21 protein-coding genes and 1 pseudogene are annotated in these 25,490 nt (G+C 45.2%); 11 read left to right on the forward strand and 11 right to left on the reverse strand.

Features of this window, described 5'->3' with window-relative positions; genetic code table 11:
* The first annotated feature begins 5 nt into the window (after positions 1-5).
* Genes AB4503_RS12910 through AB4503_RS12920 form a run of 3 tightly spaced genes read left to right on the forward strand, consistent with a single transcriptional unit; the run spans position 6 to position 2,929 of the window.
* Positions 6-1,706, forward strand: a complete 1,701-nt coding sequence (locus tag AB4503_RS12910; protein ID WP_372114977.1) for an ABC transporter permease — start codon at positions 6-8, stop codon at positions 1,704-1,706.
* Positions 1,672-2,322: an ATP-binding cassette domain-containing protein gene (locus AB4503_RS12915; protein ID WP_017093183.1), complete on the forward strand. Its 651-nt coding sequence runs from the start codon at positions 1,672-1,674 to the stop codon at positions 2,320-2,322. The genes AB4503_RS12910 and AB4503_RS12915 overlap by 35 nt, the downstream gene beginning before the upstream one ends.
* The gene (locus AB4503_RS12920; RefSeq protein WP_372114980.1) at positions 2,312-2,929 is read left to right on the forward strand and encodes a CDP-alcohol phosphatidyltransferase family protein; all 618 of its coding nucleotides are present in this window, start codon (positions 2,312-2,314) and stop codon (positions 2,927-2,929) included. Before AB4503_RS12915 ends, AB4503_RS12920 begins: the two co-directional genes overlap by 11 nt.
* Before the next feature lie 93 nt (positions 2,930-3,022).
* Here AB4503_RS12920 and AB4503_RS12925 read toward each other — a convergent pair whose 3' ends face one another.
* The 4 genes and pseudogenes from AB4503_RS12925 to AB4503_RS12940 form a co-directional block, all read right to left on the reverse strand.
* Entirely contained in the window at positions 3,023-3,976 is a 954-nt protein-coding gene (locus AB4503_RS12925; protein WP_017068057.1) for a class I SAM-dependent methyltransferase, read from the reverse strand.
* 8 nt (positions 3,977-3,984) lie between these two features.
* The gene (locus AB4503_RS12930; protein WP_017060318.1) at positions 3,985-4,683 is read right to left on the reverse strand and encodes a TIGR01621 family pseudouridine synthase; all 699 of its coding nucleotides are present in this window, start codon (positions 4,681-4,683) and stop codon (positions 3,985-3,987) included.
* 177 nt (positions 4,684-4,860) lie between these two features.
* A pseudogene (locus AB4503_RS12935) lies at positions 4,861-6,477 on the reverse strand (methyl-accepting chemotaxis protein).
* Positions 6,478-6,659: 182 nt separating this feature from the next.
* The gene (locus tag AB4503_RS12940) at positions 6,660-8,093 is read right to left on the reverse strand and encodes a sodium-dependent transporter (RefSeq protein WP_050546918.1); all 1,434 of its coding nucleotides are present in this window, start codon (positions 8,091-8,093) and stop codon (positions 6,660-6,662) included.
* 366 nt (positions 8,094-8,459) lie between these two features.
* On the opposite strand from AB4503_RS12940, the gene cls reads away from it, so the two are divergent.
* Positions 8,460-9,914 carry a cardiolipin synthase gene (cls, locus tag AB4503_RS12945; RefSeq protein WP_017065339.1) on the forward strand — a complete coding sequence of 485 codons (1,455 nt, stop codon included), beginning with the start codon at positions 8,460-8,462 and terminating at the stop codon, positions 9,912-9,914.
* A gap of 182 nt (positions 9,915-10,096) precedes the next feature.
* Positions 10,097-11,281, forward strand: coding sequence for a cystathionine beta-lyase (locus AB4503_RS12950; protein ID WP_017065338.1), 1,185 nt, complete (start codon positions 10,097-10,099; stop codon positions 11,279-11,281).
* Between the two features lie 244 nt (positions 11,282-11,525).
* On the opposite strand, the gene AB4503_RS12955 is transcribed toward AB4503_RS12950, so the two are convergent.
* The 7 genes from AB4503_RS12955 to pspA form a co-directional block, all read right to left on the reverse strand.
* Entirely contained in the window at positions 11,526-12,092 is a 567-nt protein-coding gene (locus AB4503_RS12955) for a DNA-3-methyladenine glycosylase I (protein WP_017065337.1), read from the reverse strand.
* 76 nt (positions 12,093-12,168) lie between these two features.
* A complete protein-coding gene (locus tag AB4503_RS12960; RefSeq protein WP_017060313.1) occupies positions 12,169-15,279 on the reverse strand; it encodes an efflux RND transporter permease subunit in 3,111 nt (1,036 codons plus the stop codon).
* A complete protein-coding gene (locus tag AB4503_RS12965; protein ID WP_372114984.1) occupies positions 15,272-16,357 on the reverse strand; it encodes an efflux RND transporter periplasmic adaptor subunit in 1,086 nt (361 codons plus the stop codon). Before AB4503_RS12965 ends, AB4503_RS12960 begins: the two co-directional genes overlap by 8 nt.
* Position 16,358: 1 nt before the next feature.
* Complete coding sequence (locus tag AB4503_RS12970; protein ID WP_029235302.1) at positions 16,359-17,393, reverse strand: efflux RND transporter periplasmic adaptor subunit; 1,035 nt, start codon at positions 17,391-17,393, stop codon at positions 16,359-16,361.
* Positions 17,394-17,551: 158 nt separating this feature from the next.
* Positions 17,552-17,938 (reverse strand): envelope stress response membrane protein PspC, encoded by a 387-nt coding sequence (pspC, locus tag AB4503_RS12975; protein WP_017065334.1) that lies wholly within the window; start codon positions 17,936-17,938, stop codon positions 17,552-17,554.
* Positions 17,931-18,164, reverse strand: a complete 234-nt coding sequence (gene pspB, locus AB4503_RS12980; RefSeq protein ID WP_004734605.1) for an envelope stress response membrane protein PspB — start codon at positions 18,162-18,164, stop codon at positions 17,931-17,933. The genes pspC and pspB overlap by 8 nt, the downstream gene beginning before the upstream one ends.
* Positions 18,165-18,178: 14 nt before the next feature.
* Entirely contained in the window at positions 18,179-18,850 is a 672-nt protein-coding gene (gene pspA / locus AB4503_RS12985) for a phage shock protein PspA (RefSeq protein ID WP_010440091.1), read from the reverse strand.
* 273 nt (positions 18,851-19,123) lie between these two features.
* Between pspA and pspF the strand changes: the two genes are divergently transcribed.
* The 6 genes from pspF to AB4503_RS13015 all read left to right on the forward strand — a co-directional run bounded on the left by pspF (position 19,124) and on the right by AB4503_RS13015 (position 25,487).
* Positions 19,124-20,146, forward strand: coding sequence for a phage shock protein operon transcriptional activator (gene pspF / locus AB4503_RS12990; protein WP_017065333.1), 1,023 nt, complete (start codon positions 19,124-19,126; stop codon positions 20,144-20,146).
* Between the two features lie 102 nt (positions 20,147-20,248).
* A complete protein-coding gene (gene sapA / locus AB4503_RS12995) occupies positions 20,249-21,871 on the forward strand; it encodes an ABC transporter substrate-binding protein SapA (protein WP_017060308.1) in 1,623 nt (540 codons plus the stop codon).
* Positions 21,871-22,833: an ABC transporter permease subunit gene (locus AB4503_RS13000; RefSeq protein ID WP_017060307.1), complete on the forward strand. Its 963-nt coding sequence runs from the start codon at positions 21,871-21,873 to the stop codon at positions 22,831-22,833. Before sapA ends, AB4503_RS13000 begins: the two co-directional genes overlap by 1 nt.
* Positions 22,820-23,707 carry a putrescine export ABC transporter permease SapC gene (gene sapC / locus AB4503_RS13005; RefSeq protein WP_017065331.1) on the forward strand — a complete coding sequence of 296 codons (888 nt, stop codon included), beginning with the start codon at positions 22,820-22,822 and terminating at the stop codon, positions 23,705-23,707. The genes AB4503_RS13000 and sapC overlap by 14 nt, the downstream gene beginning before the upstream one ends.
* On the forward strand, positions 23,707-24,708 hold the full coding sequence (locus AB4503_RS13010; RefSeq protein ID WP_372114988.1) for an oligopeptide/dipeptide ABC transporter ATP-binding protein: 1,002 nt from the start codon (positions 23,707-23,709) through the stop codon (positions 24,706-24,708). Before sapC ends, AB4503_RS13010 begins: the two co-directional genes overlap by 1 nt.
* Complete coding sequence (locus tag AB4503_RS13015; protein WP_372114990.1) at positions 24,705-25,487, forward strand: ATP-binding cassette domain-containing protein; 783 nt, start codon at positions 24,705-24,707, stop codon at positions 25,485-25,487. The genes AB4503_RS13010 and AB4503_RS13015 overlap by 4 nt, the downstream gene beginning before the upstream one ends.
* The last annotated feature ends 3 nt before the right edge of the window (positions 25,488-25,490 follow it).

Consider the following 25,490-nt stretch of genomic DNA (forward strand, 5'->3'; position numbering starts at 1 on the left):
CCTCCATGCTTCGCGCTCTATATTTTGTTGTTATAGCGGTATGTATCATCCCAACCATTCCTGGGGTAGCGGGAGTCGTGGCTTCGTCACTGAGTTTCATCCCGCCCTTAGGTTTAGAGGAGCCAACACTCAACGGTTTTAGCCAAGTCTTTCAATGGGAAGGGGCTTGGCATTCTATTGGCTTAAGCCTAGGTTCAGCGGTCGCCAGCAGCTACATTGCCTGCTTCCTGACCTTTTGTATTCTTCAGGCTTCTTGGGGAAACAAGTTTTGGAGAAAGATAGAGCTAACGCTATCGCCAATGCTTGCCATTCCGCATGTGGCTTTCGCTATCGGCTTTGCTTTTTTGTTTAGCCCAACAGGCCTTGGAGCAAGAGCCGTGCACCACTTACTTGGTGAATCGGCTACAAGCTCTGAATTGGCTTTGCTGATCAAAGATCCTTACGCGTTTGGCCTAATCATTATGCTCGCACTCAAAGAAGTTCCCTTCTTGTTGCTGATGAGCATATCGATACTTCAACAAATCGATGTAGAACGTATCACTAAGGTGAGTGCATCACTCGGTTACAGCCGCGCTCAGATCTGGTGGAAGTGTATTTTCCCGCAATGGTTTACTAAGCTTCGCTTCCCAATGCTGGCTGTGCTCGCCTATAGCGTATCGGTTGTCGATATTGCTCTGATCATTGGCCCAACCAACCCACCGACTTTTGCCGTTTTGGTATGGCAATGGTTCAACGATCCAGATCTTAATCTACTACCACGAGCTGCTGCTGGTGCGATCGTTTTGTTTGGCTTGGCTTCGTTGATCATCGCCTTGGCGCGTTTAGTTGAATGGGCAATTCTTAAGTACTTTCGAACTTGGCAGTATTCAGGAAGAACAGGGGCTAACTTACCGGGGAAAACCGTATTCACAGCTCTTGCAGCTTTGTCACTGACCATCATTCCTTTGATGATTATCTGGAGTTTTGCGCAGCGCTGGCGCTTCCCTGATTTACTGCCTAGTCGCTACAGCATGCGTTTTTGGGAATTCGAATGGGATGGCATCATGAGCACCGTTGGTCAAAGTTTATGGATTGGTCTGATTGCTGCTTCAATCGCTTTGTTGCTTGCGTTGGTTGCTCACGAATACAGAATCAAATACAAGTGGCAAGTCCCAGGCTTTATTATCGCTATTCCAATGTTGATACCTCAACTGTCGGTGTTGTTCGGCATGCAAATCACCACCCTATACATTGGCAGTAGTGCCTATGAGCTTTGGGTTATTTGGGCGCATGTTTTCTTCGCCTTTCCATTTGTGTACTTGTCTTTGGACGGCCCATGGAAAAGCTTCAACGATGGGCTGATAAAAGCTTCACTGAGCTTGGGTAAATCGCCATTTCAAAGCTGGTATTCGATCAAGCTGCCGATATTACTGCCCGCCATCGCCTTCGCTTGGGCGGTTGGGATCAGTGTGAGTTTAGCTCAGTACTTGCCAACATTGATGCTCGGTGCTGGTCGTATTAGCACCATCACCACAGAAGCCGTTGCCCTAACCAGTGGTTTCGACCGCAGGGTAACCGCAATTTATGCCATTTGGCAGGCCTTGTTGCCTCTGTTCTTTTTCTCTTTAGCGATATTAGTCAGCCGACTTCAACTTAGATATCGCCGTCTTACTTTTAAAGGTTTTCTTACTAATGAGTCTGCACCTCAACGACCTCGCCATCCATAAAAACGGTGGCGAATCGCTGTTTTCAGCGCTAAACGTAACATTAGAATCAGGCCAAATATTGGCGTTGATGGGGCCAAGCGGCTGCGGAAAATCGACTTTGTTAGATGCCATCGCGGGTCACCTGAATGACGAGTTCTCATACTCTGGCACCGTTATTTTGAACGATATTCAACTAGACGATCTCCCATCACATCAGCGTGAAGTTGGTATACTGTTTCAAGACGACTTGTTGTTTCCACACCTAAAAGTATGGGAGAACTTGGCCTTTTCGTTACCAAACTCGGTTAAGGGTTCCGATCGCCAACAACAAGCAATGGAAGCGTTAAGAGACATTGAACTGACCCGCTTGGCTGAGTCATTTCCCGACCAAATATCTGGCGGCCAGCGAGCGAGAATTAGCTTAACTCGTATGCTATTGGCGAAACCGAAATTGGCGTTGCTTGATGAGCCGTTTAGTAAGCTCGACCAAGAACTCAGAGCTCAGTTTCGCGACTGGGTATTTGAGCAACTCACTAAAGCGAATATTCCGACATTAATGGTGACGCACGACCAAACCGATGTGCCTCAAGGGGCAAAAGTTCTGTCTTGGCCATGGAGAAGTAACCATGCTGGATAAGTACTCTATTAAGGTCATTAAGTGGCCACTAAATCAATCAGCCAAACTACTTAATAGATTCGGCATCACAGCCAACCAAACCACCCTGTTTGGGTTTCTGGTTGGATGTTTAGCGTTTCCAGCGTTGGCATTTCAACAATATGAGTGGGCGCTAGGCTTCATTGTGTTTAATAGAGTATGTGATGGGCTTGATGGAGCCTTGGCTCGAATCCAAGGCATTAGTGATGCGGGCGGTTTCCTCGATATCAGCCTAGATTTCCTATTCTACTCGCTGATCCCTTTTGGATTTGTCATTGCCAACCCAGAACACAACGCCATTGCCGGTGCGTTTTTGATCTTCTCTTTTATCGGCACAGGCAGCAGCTTTTTAGCGTTTGCGGTTATGGCAGGCAAGCGAGGCATTGAAAACCCAGTCTATAAGCATAAGTCTCTGTACTACATGTCAGGGCTAACCGAAGGCACTGAAACCATCGCTTGTTTCATCGCGTTTTGTATTTGGCCTCAACACTTTGCAGTTATCGCTTACACCTTTGGTGCAGCTTGTTGGCTAACCACGTTCATGCGTATTTATTTTGGTTTTCAGACACTAAAAAACCAAGCTAGTTAATAAATGAGTTAGTTTCTTGCACCTATAAAAACGCCGCTCATTGTGAGCGGCGTTTTCTATATTAGTATGGATAATGCCCGCTAAATCATGACATCAAGCTTCAGCTGAAGCCGTGATTTTAAACCTCAATACCTTTAGGCTTGAATCAAGGTCGACATCGACAAACTCAGGCGGGTTGTCCAGACGCTCAATGAACTCAACGCTTGGTGCTTCTTCTGCCATCGTCTCAATCAGGAAGTTTGGTGATACTGCTGGTGAGTTCACACACGCAATCACTTCACCGCCTTCAGTTAGAAGTTCAGGCAAACGACGTAAGATTTTTTTGTAATCTTTGGTTAGAGCAAAGCTGCCTTTTTGGAACGAAGGTGGATCGATGATAACGAGCTCGTAAGGACCGCCCTTCTTGATTTTCCCCCACGACTTAAAGATATCGTAGCCAAGGAAGTTAACCGAGCGCATATCGTGTTCATTCAGACGGTGGTTATCGCGACCTTTGTTTAGCGAGCCACGTGACATGTCCACGTTCATGCATTGACGAGCGCCACCAGCGATAGCCGCGACAGAGAAACCACAAGTGTATGCAAACAGGTTAAGAACGTTCTTATCCTTGGCATTATCTTGTACCCACTGACGACCATTACGCATGTCTAGGAACAAACCGAAGTTCTGATTACGGCCAATGTCTAATTGGTACTTAAGGCCATGCTCAACCACAACCGGAGAGTCATTCAACTCACCCCATAGAACCTCTGAAGGCGCACCATCGGCATAACGGTGTTGCAGAACAATGCTTGTGCCCTGCTTTGATTGCCAGATATCTTTGTTGGTGAGTTCAACCAATCCAGCTTTAAGAGATGACAAGAATTCATCGTCGACTTCTTTAAACACGTTAACCAGTAGCTGTCCATCAACCCAGTCACATGTCAGTTGCTCTAGACCAGGCCAAAACTTACCGCGCCCGTGGAAAATACGGCGTAGTTCGTTTGGTACTTCATTAAGTTGCTGTTCAATATGACTAAAAAACAGAGGTAAAGCTGATGCTTCCATTATTTCACTCACTTAGTGTTTAGCTTTGGCCAAGTTAATGACCAAGGTTCAAGCCAACTGTCCAAACCGTTCGACACGGTTTCTTGATGCCACTTCTCACCCAAGGAGTTTAGGCTTCTTGGATCGCAGACATATTCGTAGGCTTGTGATTGATAGGCAAATCGAATCGCGAAGGCATGCAGATAACCTCTGTCAGCCTCACTCGATGGATTATAAATAGGGTCACCAACAATGGCTGAGCCGATCGACTTCATCGCGACACGGATCTGGTGAGTTCGCCCTGTATAGGGTTTGCATAACAGCAGACGCTCACCGGGTTCAGCCGTTGCTGATAAAAACTGAGTAATCGCAGGGTTCTCTTTGGATGTCAGAAGTTTCCAACTTGAGCGTCGTGAACGCTCCATGTCTCCTGAGATCAAACCTTGCTTTTTCTTTGGCTTCTTAGAGCCAATCGCAAGGTAGTATTTTTCTACTTCACGCTTTGCAAATAGCTGTGAAAGCTCGCTCGCCGCCGACGCATTTTTTGCCAGCAGCAGAATGCCCGAAGTCATTTTATCTAGTCGATGAACGAGATACAGCTTAGGCTCATTAATTGCCTTAGCAACTTCTTGAAGCAACATGGTATCGCCATCGTCTTTGTGGACGCTGACTCCAGGGTGCTTATTGATAAGTAAAAAATCAGAGTGGTTCAGAAGAATATCGAACATTAAAGGCTAGCTCCATTGTAGAACGTAGAGTATACCTCGTCTGAACCCAGATTCCAGCTACGAAAAAGCCCAACTCACTCAATAAATATTGAATCGTTGGGCTTCTTTTCAGCAACTAGCGATCAGTGCGTGGTCTTTACTCGATTACCAATAGGTAAATAGAACCAAGCTACCGCTTTACCCCAGTTTAAACTTACCAACTAATGCTTCTAGCTCAGCAACCTTAGCGTTCAAGCCTGATGTGTTTTCAGAGCTACGAGTTGCCAATTGCAGAGATTGCTCTGAGATATCGCTAATCGCGGTAATGTCCGCTGCAATTTCTTTGGTCACCGCTGTCTGTTCTTCTGCCGCAGTCGCAATAGAGTTAACCATGCTTTGTACATTGCCCGCTCCGCTAACAATCGCTTCCAATGCTGAAACCGCACCTGAACTTTTCTCTACGCCAATCTCAACTAACCGACAGTTATCCTGCGTGTAAGTAACGGCTTCTTGCGTACCAGATTGAATTGATTGAATGATGCCCGATACTTCTTGTTTCGCTTTGGTTGTTCTCTCAGCCAACGCTCTCACTTCATCAGCAACTACAGCAAACCCACGCCCAAACTCGCCAGCACGCGCAGCCTCAATCGCAGCGTTAAGAGCTAACAGGTTAGTTTGCTCAGCAATGTCTTCGATTACCTTGATAACGCTACCAATCTACTCACCGTGAGAACCTAGAGTATTCATTTGCAACGACATATCGCTCATTTGAGTCGACACTTGTTGAATACTCGCCACCATCTCAACAATCACGTTGCGGCCATCTTCTGCAGAGGTTTCTGAGCGACGTGCTTCTTCATAAGTTGAAGTACCTTGCTGCGCCACTTCAGAAATGGTCAAGCTTAGCTCTTCAGCAGCCGTTGCAATCAAGTTAGCTTTGTCTGCTTGAGCTGATGCACCAGTAACGATGTCTTGGCTAATAGAAGAGAGCTCCCCTGTCACCGATTGGACTTGGTGAGTCACAGACGAGATTGAACCTAATAGGTCTACTAGTGATTTCTGCATCTGGTTAATCGACTTAGCCAGTTCAGCCAATTCATCACCAGAATCATCAATAATGTCGCCTGCCGCTAGGTCACCATTTGCTACACGTCGTGCTACTTGTTCTACACGAGTAAGACGATTGGTAATAGAGCTAGACAATAGATACGCAATCACACAACCAAAGACAATCGCAATAGCAGACAACACCATGATAGTGCGCTCGATGGTAGTAAACGTGTCGGTTAGTGTCAGTAGTGACTGTTCTGTATCTGCGCGCTCACTTGCTGACGCTTGATCCAGTAAGTTCTCAATAGGGATAAGATTGCTCTCATACAAAGATCGTAGCTGTTGAATATTGGCTAGTAGCGCAGCTTCATCATTGATCTTCGGCACAAGCTTTGATTCAAACTCTTGAGTGAAACGCCCCATCAGGTCTTCAATTCGCTGAATACGGCGGTGGTCTTCCGAACCTCTACTCTCCAAACGCTTAGCCTGCTCGATAGCTTGAGCAAATTCGTTCTTGCTGGTTCGATAATCATTGAGTGCGTTATCAACCAGTGTAATTGCACCAAGCGCATCTCGGTATACATCACCCGCTTCATCAATCAGTACCAGGTAGGTAACAGTACCCGGAACACCGTCCATTCTAATTTCATCTGAGCTCTGGTGCGCGCCGATAACTTCTATCCATACAATACTGACTAACGTAACAAGCACCGCCAATATAGAGCCAAAACCGGCATACAGTTTCTTTCTCACTGACAATTTCACACAACACCTACCTAAATCAAAATATAGCTCTAACAGCTATTCGTTCCATTTATATCGGCTATCAGACGGATACCTTTAATAATTATTTTTCTTAGATAATTAAGTTCCAGACATAAAAAAACGGGAGCTAATGAGCTCCCGTTTATTAAATTACTTTATCTCGCGATTGTAGCTTCTTAAAACTATAGCTTCTTAGAGATAAGCGCAGAGCCAGCAATAATACCAATACCTAGTAGCATGATTGCACCTTTACCGCTGTCGAAGCCAGAAGAGATACCCATGAATGCAACGATTGCGATAGCTACTGGGATGATGTACTTAACTAGCGTGTACCATAGACCGAATAGTGGGAAAGATACTTCACCATCGTTAGTGATTTCTTTCTCTAGGTCAGCACGGTTTAGTCTCCAACCAGCGAAGATACATACCAACATACCGCCAACCGCTAGGAAAATCTTATCCGTTAGTAGGTCGAAAATGTCGAACGCGCCAGTATCAAACAGTGTTGGACCGAAGCCGCCAAGTGATAGAGAAGCGAAGATACATAGAATCGCCATTACAACACTTGCAGACAGTACCGCTGTTACACGCTTCATGCCTTTCTCATCGATTAGGTAAGAAACCACAACTTCAAGTAGAGATACTGAAGATGTTAGTGCCGCAACACTCAAACCAACGAAGAACATAAGAGCAAATAGAAGACCAACTACGCCGCCCATTTCAGCGAATAGCTGAGGAACAACAACGAATACTAAACCAGGGCCCGCTGCAGGTTCCATACCGAACGCGAACATTGCAGGGAACATTGCAACACCAGCTAGAATAGCAACACCAGTATCCATTGCGGTTACCATTGCTGTTGTCTGAACTAGGTTCTCTTTCTTCTTAAGGTAAGAACCGTATGTCATCATACAACCCATACCAAGACTTAGAGAGAAGAATGCTTGACCTAGAGCGGCTAGGATTACATTGCTGTCTACTTTAGAGAAGTCAGGACTGAATAGGAACTCAAGACCAGCCATCGCGCCCGGAAGCATAATGCCTTTGATTGATACTACAATAAGGATAATGAAAAGAAGCGGCATCAGGATCTTACCTGCTTTCTCAATACCACCAGAGATACCTTTCATAACGATAACAACGTTAAGTAGTAGGTATAAGCCCATCCACATTAGTGGTTGAACTGGGTTTGAGATAAAGCCACCAAAGCTATCACCAATTGCTTCTGGTGCGTCTAGAAGACCACCTGCAATTTTACCGATGTATGCGATTGACCAACCGCCTACTACTGGGTAGAAACCCATGATAAGTAGACCACTGAATACGCCGATAACGCCAGCGAACGTCCAACGACGGTCAGTTGTTTTAAATGCACCTACTGCTGATTTTTGCGTATGACGGCCAATCGCAAATTCAGTCAGCATGACACTGAAACCAATAAAAATTACAAAAAACAGGTAAATGGCAACGAATGCACCACCGCCACTTTCGCCTGCTGTGTATGGGAATTTCCAAATGTTACCTAAGCCAACAGCAGAACCTGCTGCAGCCATTACGAATCCTAACTTCGAACCCCAGGTATCGCGGGGTGTTGTGGTTGTATTACTAGTAGCCACGTGTACTCCAAACTTTTGTGTTATGTGATGTTGTGTTTTGCTTTGGGTGGCGTCTTTAAAAGGAAGGTGTATAAATAAATTTACACACCTAAAAGATTTGATTGACGCTCGTTGTCTAGCAAGTAAACCAGTTTAAGAATAAAATTGGAAGAGCATACCGTACAAATTTCGTTAAAGATGTAAATTTTTATGGTTAAATGCCGACTTTTCATACAAAACAATCGTTTTCTTCTTAAGTTGACCAAAACTTAACAACTTTAACCTATTTACATCTTTTGCTCTATTTTGTAAATAGTTGAATCCTTAAATTCCCATATACGTTAAATAGCATTACTATCTAAGTGTCTCTTTTTTCGAGTATTCAATGTGGATAAGCTTTATCATTTTTTAACTTTGGCCTCTGTTGTTTTGTACTGGGTTCTCGTAGCCGGTGTGACGTTTCGTGTTGTACTAAAACGACGCTCTGTCAGCGTTTCTCTTGCTTGGCTAATGGTTATCTACATTATCCCGATTGTTGGTGTAGCTTGTTACTTCCTTTTTGGTGAGCTAAACCTAGGCAGAAAAAGGGCTGAACGCGCTCATCGTATGTTTACCCCTTTCGGCGACTGGTTCCGTCAATTGAATGATTGCCAACTTCACCAACCAGGGAAAGTCGGCTCCCCTATCCATAAGATTGACGAGCTTTGTAACAATCGAATGGGCATCCCTGCACTCAGTGGAAACACTCTATCGCTGCAATCTTCACCAAACGAGATCCTACACGCAATTATCGAAGATATAGAAAATGCACAAACCAGTATCAAGATGGTTTTCTATATTTGGCATCCAGGTGGCCTGACCGATTCGGTTGCCTCTGCGCTGATTCGCGCTGCAAAACGTGGCGTAGATGTTAAAGTTTTGCTCGATTCAGCCGGTAGCCCTCGCTTTTTCAAAAGCCACTGGCAGTCAATGATGAAGGACGCAGGCGTTCAAGTCGTACAAGCACTAGAAGTGAGCCCATGGCGTATTTTCTTACGTCGCCTAGATTTAAGACAACACCGCAAAATCATTGTGATTGACGAGACTATCGCCTATACGGGTTCAATGAACATGGTCGATCCTGCTCACTTCAAACAAAGTTCCGGCGTTGGTCAGTGGATTGATGTAATGGTCAGAGTGACTGGGCCAACCGTTAATGTGTTATCCGCTATTCATGGCTGGGATTGGGAAGTTGAGACTGGTGAACGCATTCTCCCTGATATACCTGAATGCCCAGTTGAAGAAATCATGACACATCATCCGGTTCAAGTAGTGCCGTCTGGCCCTGGCATGCCGGAATATTTGATCTTACAAGTACTGACCATCGCCATCAATCAAGCGAATCATTCTGTACGTATTACTACACCTTATTTTGTGCCAAGTGCTGACTTACTCGAAACACTTAAGATGACAGCTCAACGCGGCGTAACTGTAGAACTGATCATTCCACACAATAACGATTCACTAATGGTTAAATGGGCTTCTCGTGCGTTTTATACCGAGTTGCTTGAAGCTGGCGTGAAGATCTATGAATTTTACGGTGGCCTTCTTCATACCAAATCGGTAGTGATCGATGAAGAGTTTTGCTTGATCGGAACCGTCAATATCGACATGCGCAGTTTGTGGCTCAACTTTGAAGTGACTCTGGCTGTGGATGATGTGCATTTCACGCAAAAACTGTCTGAGCTGCAGAAATCTTATATCGCTTCATCCCACTCTGTAGAGTTAGAACAGTGGGAGCAAAGAAACCTTAGTAATCGCTTCTTTGAGAGGCTGTTCTACTTGTTCAACCCACTCCTATAATTCCAGCAATGAGTCGATTATGGCTCGTTGTTTCCCCATCGATCATTTTTAACCTTTCACTGTTAACTGAGTGAAAGGTTAAAAATCGTAAGAAAAGCGCAAAAATCCCCGCTCCGCTCTTGCTTTGAACACTCTTGGCATGTTTTAAATAGGACATAACCGATTGATAAGGAATTCACAGCATGTCCGAGAACAAAACCACTAAACTTATCACTGCCGGTCGTGATAAGAAGTGGACCAATGGTGTTGTTAACCCACCAGTACAACGCGCTTCAACTGTCGTATTTAACTCAGTAGAAGAGAAGCGTAAAGCTACGATTAACCGCGCTAACAAGACCCTTTTTTACGGACGTCGTGGAACCAACACTCATTTTGCCTTCCAAGATGCGATGGTTGAAGTAGAAGGCGGCGCGGGTTGTGCACTGTACCCGTGTGGTACAGCAGCAATTTCGAATGCCATTCTCTCTTTTGTAGAAACAGGTGATCATATTTTAATGGTTGACACCTGCTACGAACCTACTCGCGATTTCTGTGACACCATCATGAAAAAGATGGGGGTAGAGACAACTTACTACGAGCCAACGATTGGTGAAGGTATCCAAGACCTTATCAAGCCAAACACTAAGGTGCTGTTTACTGAGTCTCCAGGCTCTGTCACCATGGAAGTGCAGGATATTCCAACACTAGCGCGTATCGCTCATGAACATGACATCATCGTTATGCTAGACAATACTTGGGCGGCTGGCGTGAACTTCTCACCGTTTGATTTTGGTGTTGATATCTCGATTCAAGCAGCGACCAAATACATCGTGGGTCACTCTGATGTGATGCTAGGTACGGCAGTCGCCAATGAGAAATGCTGGGATCAACTAAGAGAGCAAAGTTACTTGATGGGGCAATGTGTCTCACCTGATGATGCTTATTTAGGGCTTCGCGGCATTCGTACTCTTGATGTGCGTCTACGCCAACACGCAGAAAGCAGCTTGAAGGTCGCAAAATGGTTAGAGACTCGTCCTGAAGTTAACCACGTTCGTCACCCTGCTCTTGAGTCTTGCCCAGGCCATGAATTCTTCAAACGAGATTTTACTGGCGGTAATGGCTTGTTCTCTTTTGTACTAAACAACTCTAATATCAAAGCGACGACAGCGTTACTTGATGGAATGACACATTTTAGTATGGGTTACTCTTGGGGTGGATTTGAAAGTTTGATTCTAGCTAACGAACCAAGCAGTTTTGACAGCTTGAGAACTGTTGCCAATCCTAATTTCGAAGGTACCTTGATACGTGTTCATATTGGGTTAGAAGATGTTGATGACCTGATTGCTGATCTAGAGGCGGGATTAGAACGTTATAGCGCTCTAATTTAATCTGAGACGATAGGTCTAATATGCAAAAAAGGCAGGATATTCCTGCCTTTTTCTGTTTAAAGCATAACTCAAAATACTCATATTCAGATACTTCAGCTCATAATACAAACCGCTCATAGTCCAGAAGCTTTCAAAGCCAATATTGAACCTTAAAGCACATCTACTTAAAGATCTCAGAGCGATGAAAAAATGGCTATGAATTTTTCAATTTCTAAGTGATTGTTCCGCTGAAATAAATAACACTTTATTTGTGTGGGCAACCGACTAAATGATCATTGACCATACCTGTTGCTTGCATAAATGCGTAACAGATTGTTTCTCCTACAAACTTAAAGCCTCTCTTCTTCAAAAACTTACTCATCGCTTTAGATTGCTCGGTAGAAGCGGGAACTTGAGACATCTCAGTCCATTGATTCACGATCACTTCATTATCAACAAATTGCCATAAGGCATTAGAAAGAGAGCCGAACTCTTTCTGTAATTCAAGCGTTGCTCGTGCATTGTTGTATACCGAAGCAATCTTACCCCTGTGTTTAACCACATCGAAGTTTTCAATGATGTGCGGCACGTTGTCTTCATTCAGCTCAGCTAGCTTGTTTAGATCGTAATTATCGAACGCGGCACGATAGCCTTCACGCTTTTTAAGGATCGTAATCCAACTCAGACCTGCTTGAGCACCTTCTAAAGTAATGAACTCAAACAGAACTTGGTCATCATAAACAGGCACGCCCCACTCTGCATCGTGGTACTCCCTTTCAAGCTCATGTTTAAGCGCCCATGCACACGTTCTATCCACTGTATTCGCTTCCATTTCGATGGTCTCTTTTAGTAATCATACATAAAAATAATGCCCCAATTAGGGGCATTATTTCAAAGGTCAGTTGACGTTAAGCCACTTCAATTTTATGGAACAAACGATACAGCACAGGCACTACGATTAGCGTGAGTACAGTCGCAAAGCCTAAACCAAACATGATGGTTACTGCCATTGGTTTGAAGAAGATATCCGGTAGTAGAGGGATCATACCTAGAATGGTGGTAATCGCCGCCATACATACCGGGCGAACACGACTCAGAGCCGCATCAACAACCGCTACATACGGATCTTTACCAGATTTCATCTCAATCTCAATTTGATCAAGTAGTACGATACCGTTCTTCAGAAGCATCCCAGATAGACTCAAGAAGCCCAACAGCGCCATAAAGCCGAATGGTGTATTCAAGGCTAGCAAGCCTGTCGTCACCCCTATCAACGCCAATGGAACCGTTAACCAAACGATCAGAGGCTCTTTCACCGAGTTAAACAAGAACACAGTGATTAAGAACATGAACAAGTAACCCAGAGGCATGGTTGTGAACAGTGACGCCTGTGCATCTGCTGACGACTCATATTCACCCCCCCATTCCAATGAGTAACCCGGAGGCATCTCAATCGCTTCAATCTGTGGTTGTAAGCGTTTCTGTAGAGTTGAGGCCGTCTCTTCACCCAATAGATCAGGATCCGCCATTACCGTTAGCATACGCTTACGGTTCTTACGGATGATCAGTGGATCTTCCCATTCTAGCTCGTAACCTAACGTTACTTGTTGAAGTGGGATGTACTCACTTAATGCTGGGCTCCAGATCTTCATGCCTTCGATGTTACGAATATCGACACGCTCGTCTTCAGGCAAACGAGCCACAATCGGCATTAACGTTGTACCATCACGATACACACCAATCGACTTACCAGAGAAAGACATTGCTAGGAAATCATCAACGTCAGATTTAGTAATACCATAACGACGCGCTTGGCTTTCATTGAACTGAGGCTCTAATACCTTAGTTCTTTCACGCCAATCGTGACGAACGTTAAATGCGCCTTCATCAGCACGCATGATGTCCATCACTTGTGCAGCGATTGAACGTAAAACCGTTGGATCAGAACCCACAATTCGCGCTTCAATTTTCGCACCGCCACCAGGACCTAATTCGATCTGTTTAAGCTTGTAGTCAATCTCTGGGAACTGACCATTTACATGTTCACGGAAGCGTTTCATTAGCCCTTCAAGTACTTCATAACTTTTCACACGAACCGTTATCTCGCCGTAAGCGCTATAACTTTTCTCTGGCGCATAAGTCAGCATGAAACGTTGCAGGCCTTTACCCGCGGTTGTCGTGATATGTTCAACTTCGTCCTGCTCAGCTAGCCAACTCTCAAGCACTTTAAGCTTGGTATTGGTCGCTCGAATATCGGTACCTTCTGGCATCCACACATCCACTTGGAACATAGGTGTGGTTGAAGACGGGAAGAAGGCTTGCTTAACGAAACCAAAACCGTACACACTCGCGCCTAAACCAATAATCAGAACAAACATGGTTAACCAAGCACGCTTCATACAGAACTCAAGGAAGTTTTTGTAGATAACAAAAACCATCCCGTTGTATGGGTCCTTACCTTCGTTATCTGGATCGACCTTCTGACCTTTAAAGAACATGTCGGCAAAGAACGGCGTGAGCGAGATGGCAGTAAACCAACTCAGCATCAAGGAGATCAGTAGCACCGTGAACAAGGTGCCACAGTATTCGCCTGTTGAGTCTTCAGATAAACCAATTGGAGCAAACGCAGTCACCGCAATAACCGTCGCACCAAGCAGCGGCCATTTGGTTTGGGTTACGATATCGGTGGCGGCCTGCATCCGGGTTCGCCCCTTCTGCGTGCCGATCAATATCCCTTCCACCACCACAATGGCATTATCCACCAGCATCCCCAAGGCGATAACCAACGCGCCCAGTGAAATACGTTGTAGGTCGATCTTGAAGTACTGCATGAAAATGAATGTACCGAATACGGTCAATAGCAGTATCAAACCAATCAATAGGCCCGATCTTAGTCCCATGAAGAACAGTAACACCACGATTACGATCGCAACCGCCTGCCCTAAACTCACCACAAATCCGCTTACCGACTTGTTCACCTCTTTAGGTTGGTTATAAACCTCGGAGATGTCGATACCGACGGGTTGTTGATATTTAAGCTCGGCGAGTCTTCGATCAAAGTCTTCACCCACTGCGACCACGTTCACGCCTTGCGCAAAAGAGACACCCAGGTTAAGCGCGAGTTCGCCGTTATAACCAATGATGTTACTCGGTACCTCAACGTAACCACGGGTTACATTCGCCACATCTTTTAGATAGATAAGCCCTTGAGCGCCACCTTCTGTCAGAATTAAATCGCCAAGCTGCTCAACATTCTGGAACTCACCCGTTGGATGGATTCGAATATATTCATCACCAATCCTTACCGCTCCTGCACTTGATACAATATTTTGAGTCGATAAAAGGTTAAATACCGTGCTTGGAGACAGACCCAGAGAGCTTATCCGTTTCATCGATATCTCAATGAACACTTGCTCTTGTTGTTGGCCGGAAACGGAGACTTTACTGACCCCATCAACCAACTCTAGCTCTCGCCTTAGGTAATCAATGTAATCCAGCAGCTCTTTGTAGCTATAGCCATCCCCCGTCACCGCCAGCAAAATACCGTAAACGTCACCGAAATCATCGATGACTTGAGGATCATTGACGCCGGGTGGCAGTTCAACCTTGAGATCATTCACTTTTCGGCGAAGTTCATCCCATATTTGCGGAAGATCATCTGGGCCGTAGTTGTTCTTCATCGTCACCGTTACCTGTGATAGGCCGCGGCTAGAGATAGAGTTCACTTCGTCCACATAGGTAAGTTGTTGAATCGCTTTTTCTAGTGGGTAAGTAACTTCTTCTTCAACTTGTTGAGGTGTGGCCCCTGGGTAAGAGGTCACAACCATCGCATCTTTGATGGTAAAGGCAGGATCTTCTAAACGACCCAAGCCGAAAAAGGCAGAGACACCACCAATAAGAAAGATCAGAGATAGCATCCAGCTAATGACTTTGTTACGTATAAAGTAAGAAGCAACACCTGTGATCTGATCATCACCCTGTTGATCGTCATTTTGGGGCTTGTTATTTACTTCACTCATTGTTCGTCTCCTGAGACAATACTTCCACTGTCATCCCATCTCGCAATCGCGATACGCCTGCAACAACGACATGCTGCCCCATTTCTAATCCTTTCATGATCTGCAATGTTTTCTGGTTTGCTTTTCCTAACACGACTTGTTGTTTCGAGACTGTCTTGTCGTCGTTAAGAACCCACACATAAGAGTTTTTACGATCCAGTTCATCACCGTCTGCATTGAATACCGCTTCGATCGGAATAAGTACACCAGCTTTTAGCTCCAAACCGATATCCCGCCCGTTTGAAGTCACATCAACGGCCATACCATCAAGAATCAAATCGTCTTCTGGCATCGGCAAAGCTAATGTAACCGTGAAGGTACCCGTACTTGGATCGGGTTCAGTGGTGAACTCTTTAATACCTGCGGTGTATTCATTACCGCTTGGCACTCTCACCACAGCTTCCACGTTCGATAACAGCTGTTCGCTAGGCTGATTCACGTAAATCTGGTCAGGCAGTTGGATAACAACCTCAACATCCTCGACACTGTGAATGTTCACGACCTGCTGGCCTACCTGAATATTTTCATATTGATCGACACTGACACGAGAAATGATCCCATCAACAGGAGCACGAAGCTTAGTGAACGACAAGCGCAGTTTTGCGAGTTCCAGCTCGGCATAAGCGATCTGGCGTTGAGCAGCAATTTCATCAAACTGTGACTTCGCCAATAAGCCTTTCTTCACTAGCGGACTCGAACGTCGGTATTGACTATTGATTACCGTGTAACGAGCTTGAGCATTGTCCACATCCAATTGATAATCGGTTGGGTCAAGCTCGGCAATGATGTCCCCTTTGGCAACTCGTTCACCTTCCTTCACATCTAGCTTGAAGATTTCACCCGCAACTCGGAAACTGAGGTGAGCCTTCTCAGCAGCGTTTGCTACCGCAGGGAAATAGAGTTTGTCGCTAAAATCGATGACTGAAATCTCGATAGCTTTAACCAAGGGCGTGTTATTCAATTCTACAGCTTGCTTATCTTCACAAGCCGTCAGTAAGGCTAAACACGACAGGCCAGCAGCCACTTTAAGTGTTTTCATGTTATAGCCCCCTTTCCTTGATCCACTCTCGAACTTTAATGCCCGACTCAAGACCATTGACGCCAGAAGTCACAATGCGATCGCCATCGTTCAATCCAGAGACGATATGGCGTTTTTCATCGATGACAATGGCAACATTTTCAACAATGCCGTCGCTATTCACACGCCATACAGAGACATCATCCCCATCGGTCATCATTGCTGACGTTGGTATTTTGGTGGCCGCCGCTAACGATGAAACGAGATTTACCGAGCCAGACATACCGGGCAAAATACCCACATCGGTTGGTCTTTCCATTACCATGGTGACTTTGTACGAACCTGTTTTCGGGTCAGCTTCGGTATCCACTTCTTGGAAGGTTAAAACGTAAGAGTTTTCAGGAAACGCATCAAAAACCATGGTTGCATCAATCTCGACCCCTGATGAAAAGCGCGTAATAAGTTGGTCGGGTAATAAGAAGACGACTTTAAGAATTTGATTGGTTTGAATATTCATCACGCCTTGTTTAGCCGCAATGTATTCATGGTTTTCAGCAGGAATGATGGAAATGGTTCCGTCATACGGCGCAACCAAAGTGGTGTAGCGAAGATTCGCGTTAGCTTGATTAAGCACCGCGCGAGCTGAATTGTGGTTCGCTTTCGCTTGGTCGAAATCTTGCTCTGATACCACACGATCTTTACGAAGTTTGATCGCACGTTGATATTGAACATCGGCTAGCTGAAAATTCGCTTTTGCTTGCTTCTCGAGTAGTTGATATTCATCGGGATTTAACTTAGCAAGCTCGTCGCCTTTAGACACGTGCTGCCCAGCGGTCACATCGATGCTCTGCAATAACCCAGGAACACGGAATGCGAGTACCGCTCTGTCACCAGCTTCTGTGGTAGCAGGGAAATTACGCTCAAAGGCATTATTACCGACGGAGACAGTGAAGAGTTTGGCGGGTCTGGACTCAGGTTCAGGCACGGGAGGAAGCTCCTTACCACACCCAGACAACCCAGCTAAGGCAGTCAATAGGACAAGGGAGGCTCTATACATTGGTGATCATCCATATCTATAAATATTTTTATAACATAGATTAATCACATGTAACTTACCAGTCAGCGTAAGATTTATTTAGAGAAAATTATTAAAAAAAATAACGGCTTGGAATAAATTTTCCTAAACCGTTATCTAATCCTTTTTAGGTTTTACCACTACATGTTCTTAAATTCACGATTCACTTTAAACGTATCTGAGGTGACATAAGCTTCCATGTTGCGGACACTGGTCTCTAACTTCTGGAAATCACCCTCTAAAGTGTTCAATAGCGACTCTGCAGTTTGCCCTTTTTCCCAAGGCTTTTGCTTCAGCGTATGCTCTTGTTTCGCCTTCATTTGGTCGACATACTGAGGTGGTTGTTTTTCAAGCATAAATGTCAAAGCTAAATACGCTAATAACACCAGAAAACTACCACCAAGCAGTGCTGCTGAGATAACTAAGATGCGAACCAACCACACTTCAAGGCCAAAATAGTTCGCTAACCCTGCACACACACCAGACAATTTGCCGTTAATCGTGTCGCGATACAGTTCTCTACTCATAGTTTCGTCTCCAGTTAGGCGACTCCGCATCCAGTATTTTTTCTAGCGTTTTCACTCGGTCTTGCATGGATTCGGCTTGCGCAGAAAGCTTATGCAGACGTTGAAGATCCGTTTCAGAAAGACCATTGCTGGATTTCTTCTTGCTGCGGTAATGTAAGAATAACCATAGCGGTGCCACGAAGATTAAAAAGACAATCAGTGGACCTGCAATTAGAAATGTTGACATAGACAACTCCTAGATTATTTATCGCGGTTTTCAACTTGTTGCTTCAGTTTCGCTAGCTCTTTTTCGATTTCATCTTGAGCTTGTAGCTCGGCAAACTCTTGGTCTAAAGATTTTGCGTTGCCAGTCTTAGCGTAAACGTCCGCTTCAGCTTCTAATTCATCCACTTTACGCGAGAATTGCTCAAACTTCGCCATTGCTTCGTTGGTTTTGCTTGAGTGCAGGTGTTTTTGAACATCACGACGGTTGCTTGCCGCATTGTTACGAATCATTAATGCTTGTTGCTTTGCACGAGTTTCTGCGATCTTTGTTTCAAGTTTACCAATTTCACTCGTCAATTTTTCGATGGTTTCATGAACCAAGGTTTGTTCGGTGTGAAGGCTCTTGATGATGTCTTCCAGTTTTTGCTTTTCGATTAGCGCCGCTCTCGCCAAATCTTCGCGTTGTTTGGTCAGGGCAAGTGTCGCTTTATTTTGCCAATCTAGAATCTGTGTTTCGATAGCTTCTACTTTACGCGCTAGCTCTTTCTTGTCAGCAATTGCTTTTGCTGAGTTGGTACGAACTTCAACTAAGGTGTCTTCCATTTCTTGGATAATAAGACGAATCATCTTTTCTGGATCTTCAGCCTTATCTAATAGTGCACTGATGTTTGAATTTACAATGTCTGCAAAGCGAGAAAAAATACCCATGAGGAACTCCTTAATTACAATGATGGCAAATGCGTTTCAAATCGTTGTGCGACTTTATCAATCCACTTGCTCAAAAATTTACGTTTGTTGTTAAACCTACCATAAATAATCCAAGTAGCGTGCCAACTTTTAAGCCATTTATTATCAGTTACTTACAATAAAATGGTGATTAACTCGAACCATGCTATGATGAATTTAGCCAAGTATTGGTATTTTTCACCACTATGGCTCTTACATGACCTCTCCAGCGATTAATTCATACAAGGACCCGCTATGCAGCAGAACCTCATTGGTGAATCACCTAGCTTTCTCTCTGTGTTAGATAAAGTTTCCCAACTCGCACCAATAGAAAGACCCATTCTGATCATTGGCGAACGTGGCACAGGTAAAGAGTTGATCGCACAAAGACTGCATTACCTTTCAAGACGTTGGGATCAACCTTTGATCTCATTGAACTGCTCAACCTTAAGTGAAGGTTTGATTGATTCAGAACTGTTTGGTCATGAATCGGGATCCTTTACGGGTTCGAAAGGGCGTCATCAAGGTCGTTTTGAAAGAGCAGAAGGCGGAACGCTATTTCTGGATGAGCTGGCGACCACTCCCCTTGCGGTTCAAGAGAAACTACTGCGCGTTATTGAATACGGGCAATATGAACGTGTCGGTGGGCAAAAGGCGCTAAGTGCCAATGTCAGACTGGTGTGTGCAACCAATGCCGACTTACCATACATGGCATTAAAGGGCGAATTCCGAGCAGACCTATTAGATAGACTGGCGTTTGACGTCATTACTATCCCTCCTTTGCGTGAGCGAAAAGAAGACATCATGCTACTGGCAGAATATTACGCCATTAAGATGTGTCGTGAATTGGAATTGGAGTTGTTTGTTGGCTTTGCCCCCTCTGCCGTTGAATCGCTTTTGGATTATTCTTGGCCAGGGAATGTACGAGAACTCAAAAACGTCATTGAGCGAGCTATCTATCAGCACGGAAAAGATCCATATCCTATTGAATATTTGGTGTTTAACCCATTTAAACCCGCATGGAAAACAGAGCAAGATTCCTCTCCGGAAACTGGCAATGAGCCGTCTAACAGCCATACTTCATCAGAGAGCTTGTTTTCTTTGCCGCTTGATTACAAAGCATGGCAAGAACAACAAGACATCAAGCTACTCAACCAAGCCCTCAAACAGAGCAAATATAACCAGAAACAAGCCGCAGAATTACTTGGGTTAACCTACAACCAATTACGTGGAATGGTGAGGAAGTACGCGATTGTCGGACAAGCTAACGATAAATAGCTGTCCACGCTTGATTATTATTTGGAGCCGAATAAATAAAATGTTAAATTGTCCGGATCTTGAGGCTCCTCTAACGCCTCGTTTCGAAAAGTATTTCTTTTTATGAAAGCACTAATAAGACTATCACTGAGCATCTGCACGTTGAGCTTTCTCGCTGGATGTGGTGAGAGTGTGAATCACGAGCAAATCCGTGAAAAAGGCTTCATTTATTGCGGCCAAGGTAATCCTAGTACCTTCAATCCACAGCTGGTTGATAGTGGCATTACCGCAGAATCGCTGAGTCCTCAAATCTTCGATACACTGCTCACTCTTGATCCGATGACGTACCGACCAAAACAGAACTTAGCGACAAGTTGGTCTGTTGATAAATCAGGTACAGAATACACGTTCAAACTGCGCCCAAATGTTGCGTTCCAAACCACAGACTGGTTCACCCCAACTCGTAGCATGAATGCACAAGATGTGGTGTTTAGCTTTGAACGTGTCATTGATAGTTCAAACCCATTTCATTATGTGGGTGGCGGCCTATACCCGTGGTTTGCCGGAATCGACTTCAAGACCCTGATTGTCGATATCACTGCAGTTGACGACCTAACGGTGAAATTCCAATTAAGTCGCCCAGACAATTCGTTTCTCAATAACATCGCCACCAGCTATGCAGTCATTCACTCTAAGGAGTATGCCAATCAGCTCATTGCAGCGGATGAGAAAAATCGAATCGATTCCAATCCAGTCGGCACTGGCCCTTTCTACTTAGATGAATACCAAATCAACGACCTAGTGCGCTTGAAAAAGAACAAGCACTACTGGAAAGGTGAAGTACAAATGGACCAAGTTGTGTTCGATACTTCGCAACGTGGAACAGGCACACTTGCCAAGCTTCTGCGTAGTGAGTGTGACGTGCTCAACTCACCAATTTCTAGCCAAATCCCTATTATTCAGGCTCATGAAGAGTTGAAGATTTCTGCTACTCCGGCGGTTAATGTCTCTTTCATCGCGCTGAATACTGAGCACCCTGCACTGCGTGACTCTCGAGTTCGTAAAGCGCTCAACTTAGCCATCAATCGTCAGAACATTCTTGATTCTGTGTATTACGGTACAGGAACCAAAGCCTACACCTTGCTTCCTCCGACTTCTTGGGCTCACCAAAAAGACAGCGTTCAAGTTCGCTACGACCGAAACTATGCGGTTGCGCTTCTCAAAGAAGCTGGCGTTGAACCTGGGTTAGAGCTTTCAATGTGGGTACCACTAGAGCCACGCGCATACAATCCAAGTCCAAGAAAAACGGCAGAACTTATCCAAGCAAACTTAGCCGATATTGGTATTGAATTGAAACTCTATACCGACGACCGATTTGACCGCACACAGTTGTCCTCTATTTCCTCAACAGACTTGTTGCTTACAGGCTGGATAGGCAATACCGGTGACCCGGACAACTTCTTACGTCCGCTGCTCTCATGCAGCTCTGAGCGTGCAGGGTTAAACGTCTCGATGTGGTGTAATTCAGACTTTGATTTCCTTCTCGACTTAGCATTAGAGATCAATCAACAAAGGCACCGTGTGAACTTGTACCGACAAGCCCAAAACATTCTCAATGAAGAAGTTCCTGTGATTCCTTTAGCTCATGGCGTGCAATTTCGCGTGCACGATCGTTCGCTAACAGGCTTTAAAGCAAGTCCTTTCAATGCCCAACCTTTTGATCAAGTCAGAAGAGAGGTGCAGTAATGTTTTGGTATACATTAAGACGTGTAAACTTATTTGTTATTACGCTAGGAATTCTGACCTTGGTAGGTTTTTCCCTGCTTCGATTAGACCAAACCTCACCTTGGGCAATTCAAGATTTTTGGCCCGGTTGGATTAGCTATATCACTGAATTATCGACGCTAAACTTTGGCCTAAGCAAACACGGTGTGCCTATCATCGATGAGTTGGTCCTGGTGTTCCCTGCAACGCTAGAGCTGTGCTTCTTTGCCTTTGTGTTGGCACTCATCATCGGTATCCCTTTCGGCACCATTGCTGGTATGAGACAAGGTAAATTTGTTGATACCACCATATCGTTCACCTCAATGGCCGGTTACTCTGCGCCTATATTTTGGGTCGCGTTGCTGATGATCATGGTGTTTTCACTGCACTTTGAAATGTTCCCAGTTGGTGGCCGATACGACCTACTTTACGAGATTGAACACGTGACTGGATTCGCGATGATTGACGCCTTTTTTGCCGAGGGTCGCTACCGTGCGCACGCACTACAAAGTGTTATCGAGCACATGGCGTTGCCTTGTCTTGTTTTAGCACTGGCGCCAACGACTCAGGTCATCCGATTGATGAGAGCGTCAGTGGCTGAAGTAATGACGCAAAACTACATCCGCGCTGCGCGAATTAAAGGTCTTTCCACTAGAGAGATCATCACGCAGCACGTGCTAAGAAACGCGATACCTCCGATTATTCCTAAGGTCGGTGTTCAGCTATCGAGTATGTTAACGCTTGCTATTGTTACCGAGTCTATCTTTAACTGGCCGGGCATTGGCCGCTGGTTATTGGATGCCTTATCGAATCAAGATTACGTTTCAATTCAAGCTGGTGTAATTGTGGTGGCTACCTTAGTTTTGACCGCTAATATTCTGTCCGATCTACTGGGCGCGATGATCAATCCACTGGTAAGGAAGGAATGGTATGCTAACAAATAACGTCTACCAAGAAGAACAGATTCCAACCCAGTTCGAACGTTTCTGGCGCAGCTTCCGCAGCAATAATCTAGCTATGTTTGGCTTGTGGTGTTTGGTGCTTATCATTCTGGTCACCGTCACTTCACCGTGGCTAGCCCCGCATGATGCACAAGAACAAACCGGTCACCTATTAACGCCGCCCTCTTGGGATCCTGCGGGAACGGTAGAATACTTTTTGGGTACGGATGACTTAGGCAGAGATATTCTCTCTCGCCTAATAATTGGCTCTCAGTTAACCTTCGGCGCCGCGGTGGTGATTACCTTTATCGCAGCCGTCATTGGTTGTCTGATTGGCGTACTTGCTGGTATGACGCGCGGTTTACTATCAAGCACGCTAAACCACCTGCTTGATACTGTTATGTCGATTCCATCTCTTCTGCTGGCGATTATCTTCGTGGCATTCCTTGGCTTTGGGGAGTTTAATATCTTGCTCGCCTTGTGCTTGGCACTGATCCCGCGCTTTATACGCTCGGTGTACATTGCCGTGCATGCTGAAGTAGAAAAAGACTATATTCTGGCTTCTCGCCTTGATGGTGCGAACGATTTTTACCTGCTATGGAACTCAATCCTTCCGAACATCCTTACCGTGATCGCTCTTGAAGTTACGCTGGCACTGTCAGTCGCAATTCTTGACATCACGGCTTTAGGTTTCCTAGGGCTTGGCGCTCAAGCTCCGAGTACCGAATGGGGCTCCATCTTGGGTGATTCGGTCGAGTTGATTTACCTTGCGCCATGGACAGTTACCCTACCCGGCTTAGCTATTATGTTTACAGTTATCGTGATTAACCTCGTCGGTGAAGGTGTTCGCCAAGCGCTAAATGCAGGAATCGAATAATGCCGTTACTTGATATTCGACATCTAACCATCGAGATTGAGACCCCTCAAGGGATGGTTAAAGCCGTAGATCGAATGAGTATTACCCTCAATGAAGGGGAAATTCGTGGCTTAGTAGGTGAATCAGGCTCAGGTAAGAGTTTGGTTGCAAAAGCGATCGTCGGAGTATGTAAAGAAAACTGGAAGGTTTCTGCAGACCGAATGCGCTTAGGTAATATCGACCTACTGCAACTGACGCCGAAAGAAAGACGCCGAGTGATCGCCCGCGATATCGCAATGATCTTCCAAGAGCCATCAACGTGTCTTGACCCTTCTGAAAAAGTAGGTAACCAGCTCGTTGAAGCGATCCCTTCCCATTCGTTTGAAGGTCGTTGGTGGCAACGATTTAAGTGGCGTAAGAAGCAAGCGATCGCATTACTACACAAAGTCGGCATCAAAGACCACTCTCGCCTAATGGACAGTTACTCTTATGAGCTGACAGATGGTGAGTGTCAAAAAGTCATGATCGCAATGGCGATCGCTGCCAAGCCAAAAGTCTTGATTGCTGACGAGCCAACCAACGATTTAGACCCAATTACACAGTCTCAAATATTGCGTCTTTTGAGTCGTATGAACCAGATCAATAACACCACCATCGTGTTGATCGGCCATGACTTAACCACCATTACCCAATGGGCGACTCGCATTACCGTGATGTACTGTGGTCAATCGGTAGAATCCGCTGATACACCGAAGCTGTTGGATGCACCAAAGCACCCGTACACCGTTGCTTTGTTAAAAGCGATGCCAAACTTTAACGACTGGATTCCCCACAAGGAGAAGCTCCAGTCTTTGCCGGGGTCAATTCCACCGCTGCAACATCTTCCTATTGGTTGTCGATTAGGGCCTCGCTGCCCATACGCACAAAGGCAGTGTGTCGAGATCCCACATACGAAACGTATCAAGAACCATAAGTTCAACTGTCACTTCCCTCTGAATATGGAGAAGAAAAAGAAATCATGAGTGCATTATTAGAAGTCAGTGATTTGTCTAAAGACTTTACGACTCGCTCTGGTCTTTTCCGTAAAAAGATTCATCAGGCGGTGAAGCCAGTTAGCTTTTCTCTTGAAGCAGGCCAGACAATTGGTTTTATCGGCCAGAATGGTTCTGGCAAATCAACATTAGCCAGAATGCTCGCAGGCATGGTGGAGCCAACCGCAGGCGAGATCCGCGTGAATGGCGAAAAGCTAGAGCACAAAGACTACTCGACTCGTTGTAAGCTGATTCGAATGATCTTCCAAGATCCGAATGCGTCACTTAACCCGCGCATTCAGATCGGTCGAATTCTTGAAGGTCCATTAAAGCGAAACACCAACATGCCTCCAGAAGCTCGTATGCGTCGTGTGAAAGACACACTACTGCGCGTAGGCCTTCTACCGGAACATGCGTATTTCTACCCTCAGATGCTTGCTGCAGGCCAGAAACAAAGGGTTTGTTTGGCTCGTGCCTTAATACTTCAGCCATCCATCATTGTTGCTGATGAAGCTTTAAATGGTTTGGACATGGCAATGCGCTCGCAAATCATCAATCTGTTCTTAGAGTTACAAGAAGAGATGGGCGTATCGTTCGTTTATGTATCTCAACACCTCGGTATTGTTAAGCACATTACCGACAAGATTATTGTCATGCATGAAGGCAATGTGGTTGAGAGTGGGGAAACAGATCAAGTGCTAACCAATCCAACTCACCAAATCACCCAAAGATTGGTTGAGAGCCATTTCTCCAAAGCGCCGAACCACTAACCT

The sequence above is a fragment of the Vibrio sp. 10N.222.55.B11 genome (genome assembly GCF_041473705.1).
Classification (GTDB): domain Bacteria; phylum Pseudomonadota; class Gammaproteobacteria; order Enterobacterales; family Vibrionaceae; genus Vibrio; species Vibrio crassostreae_C.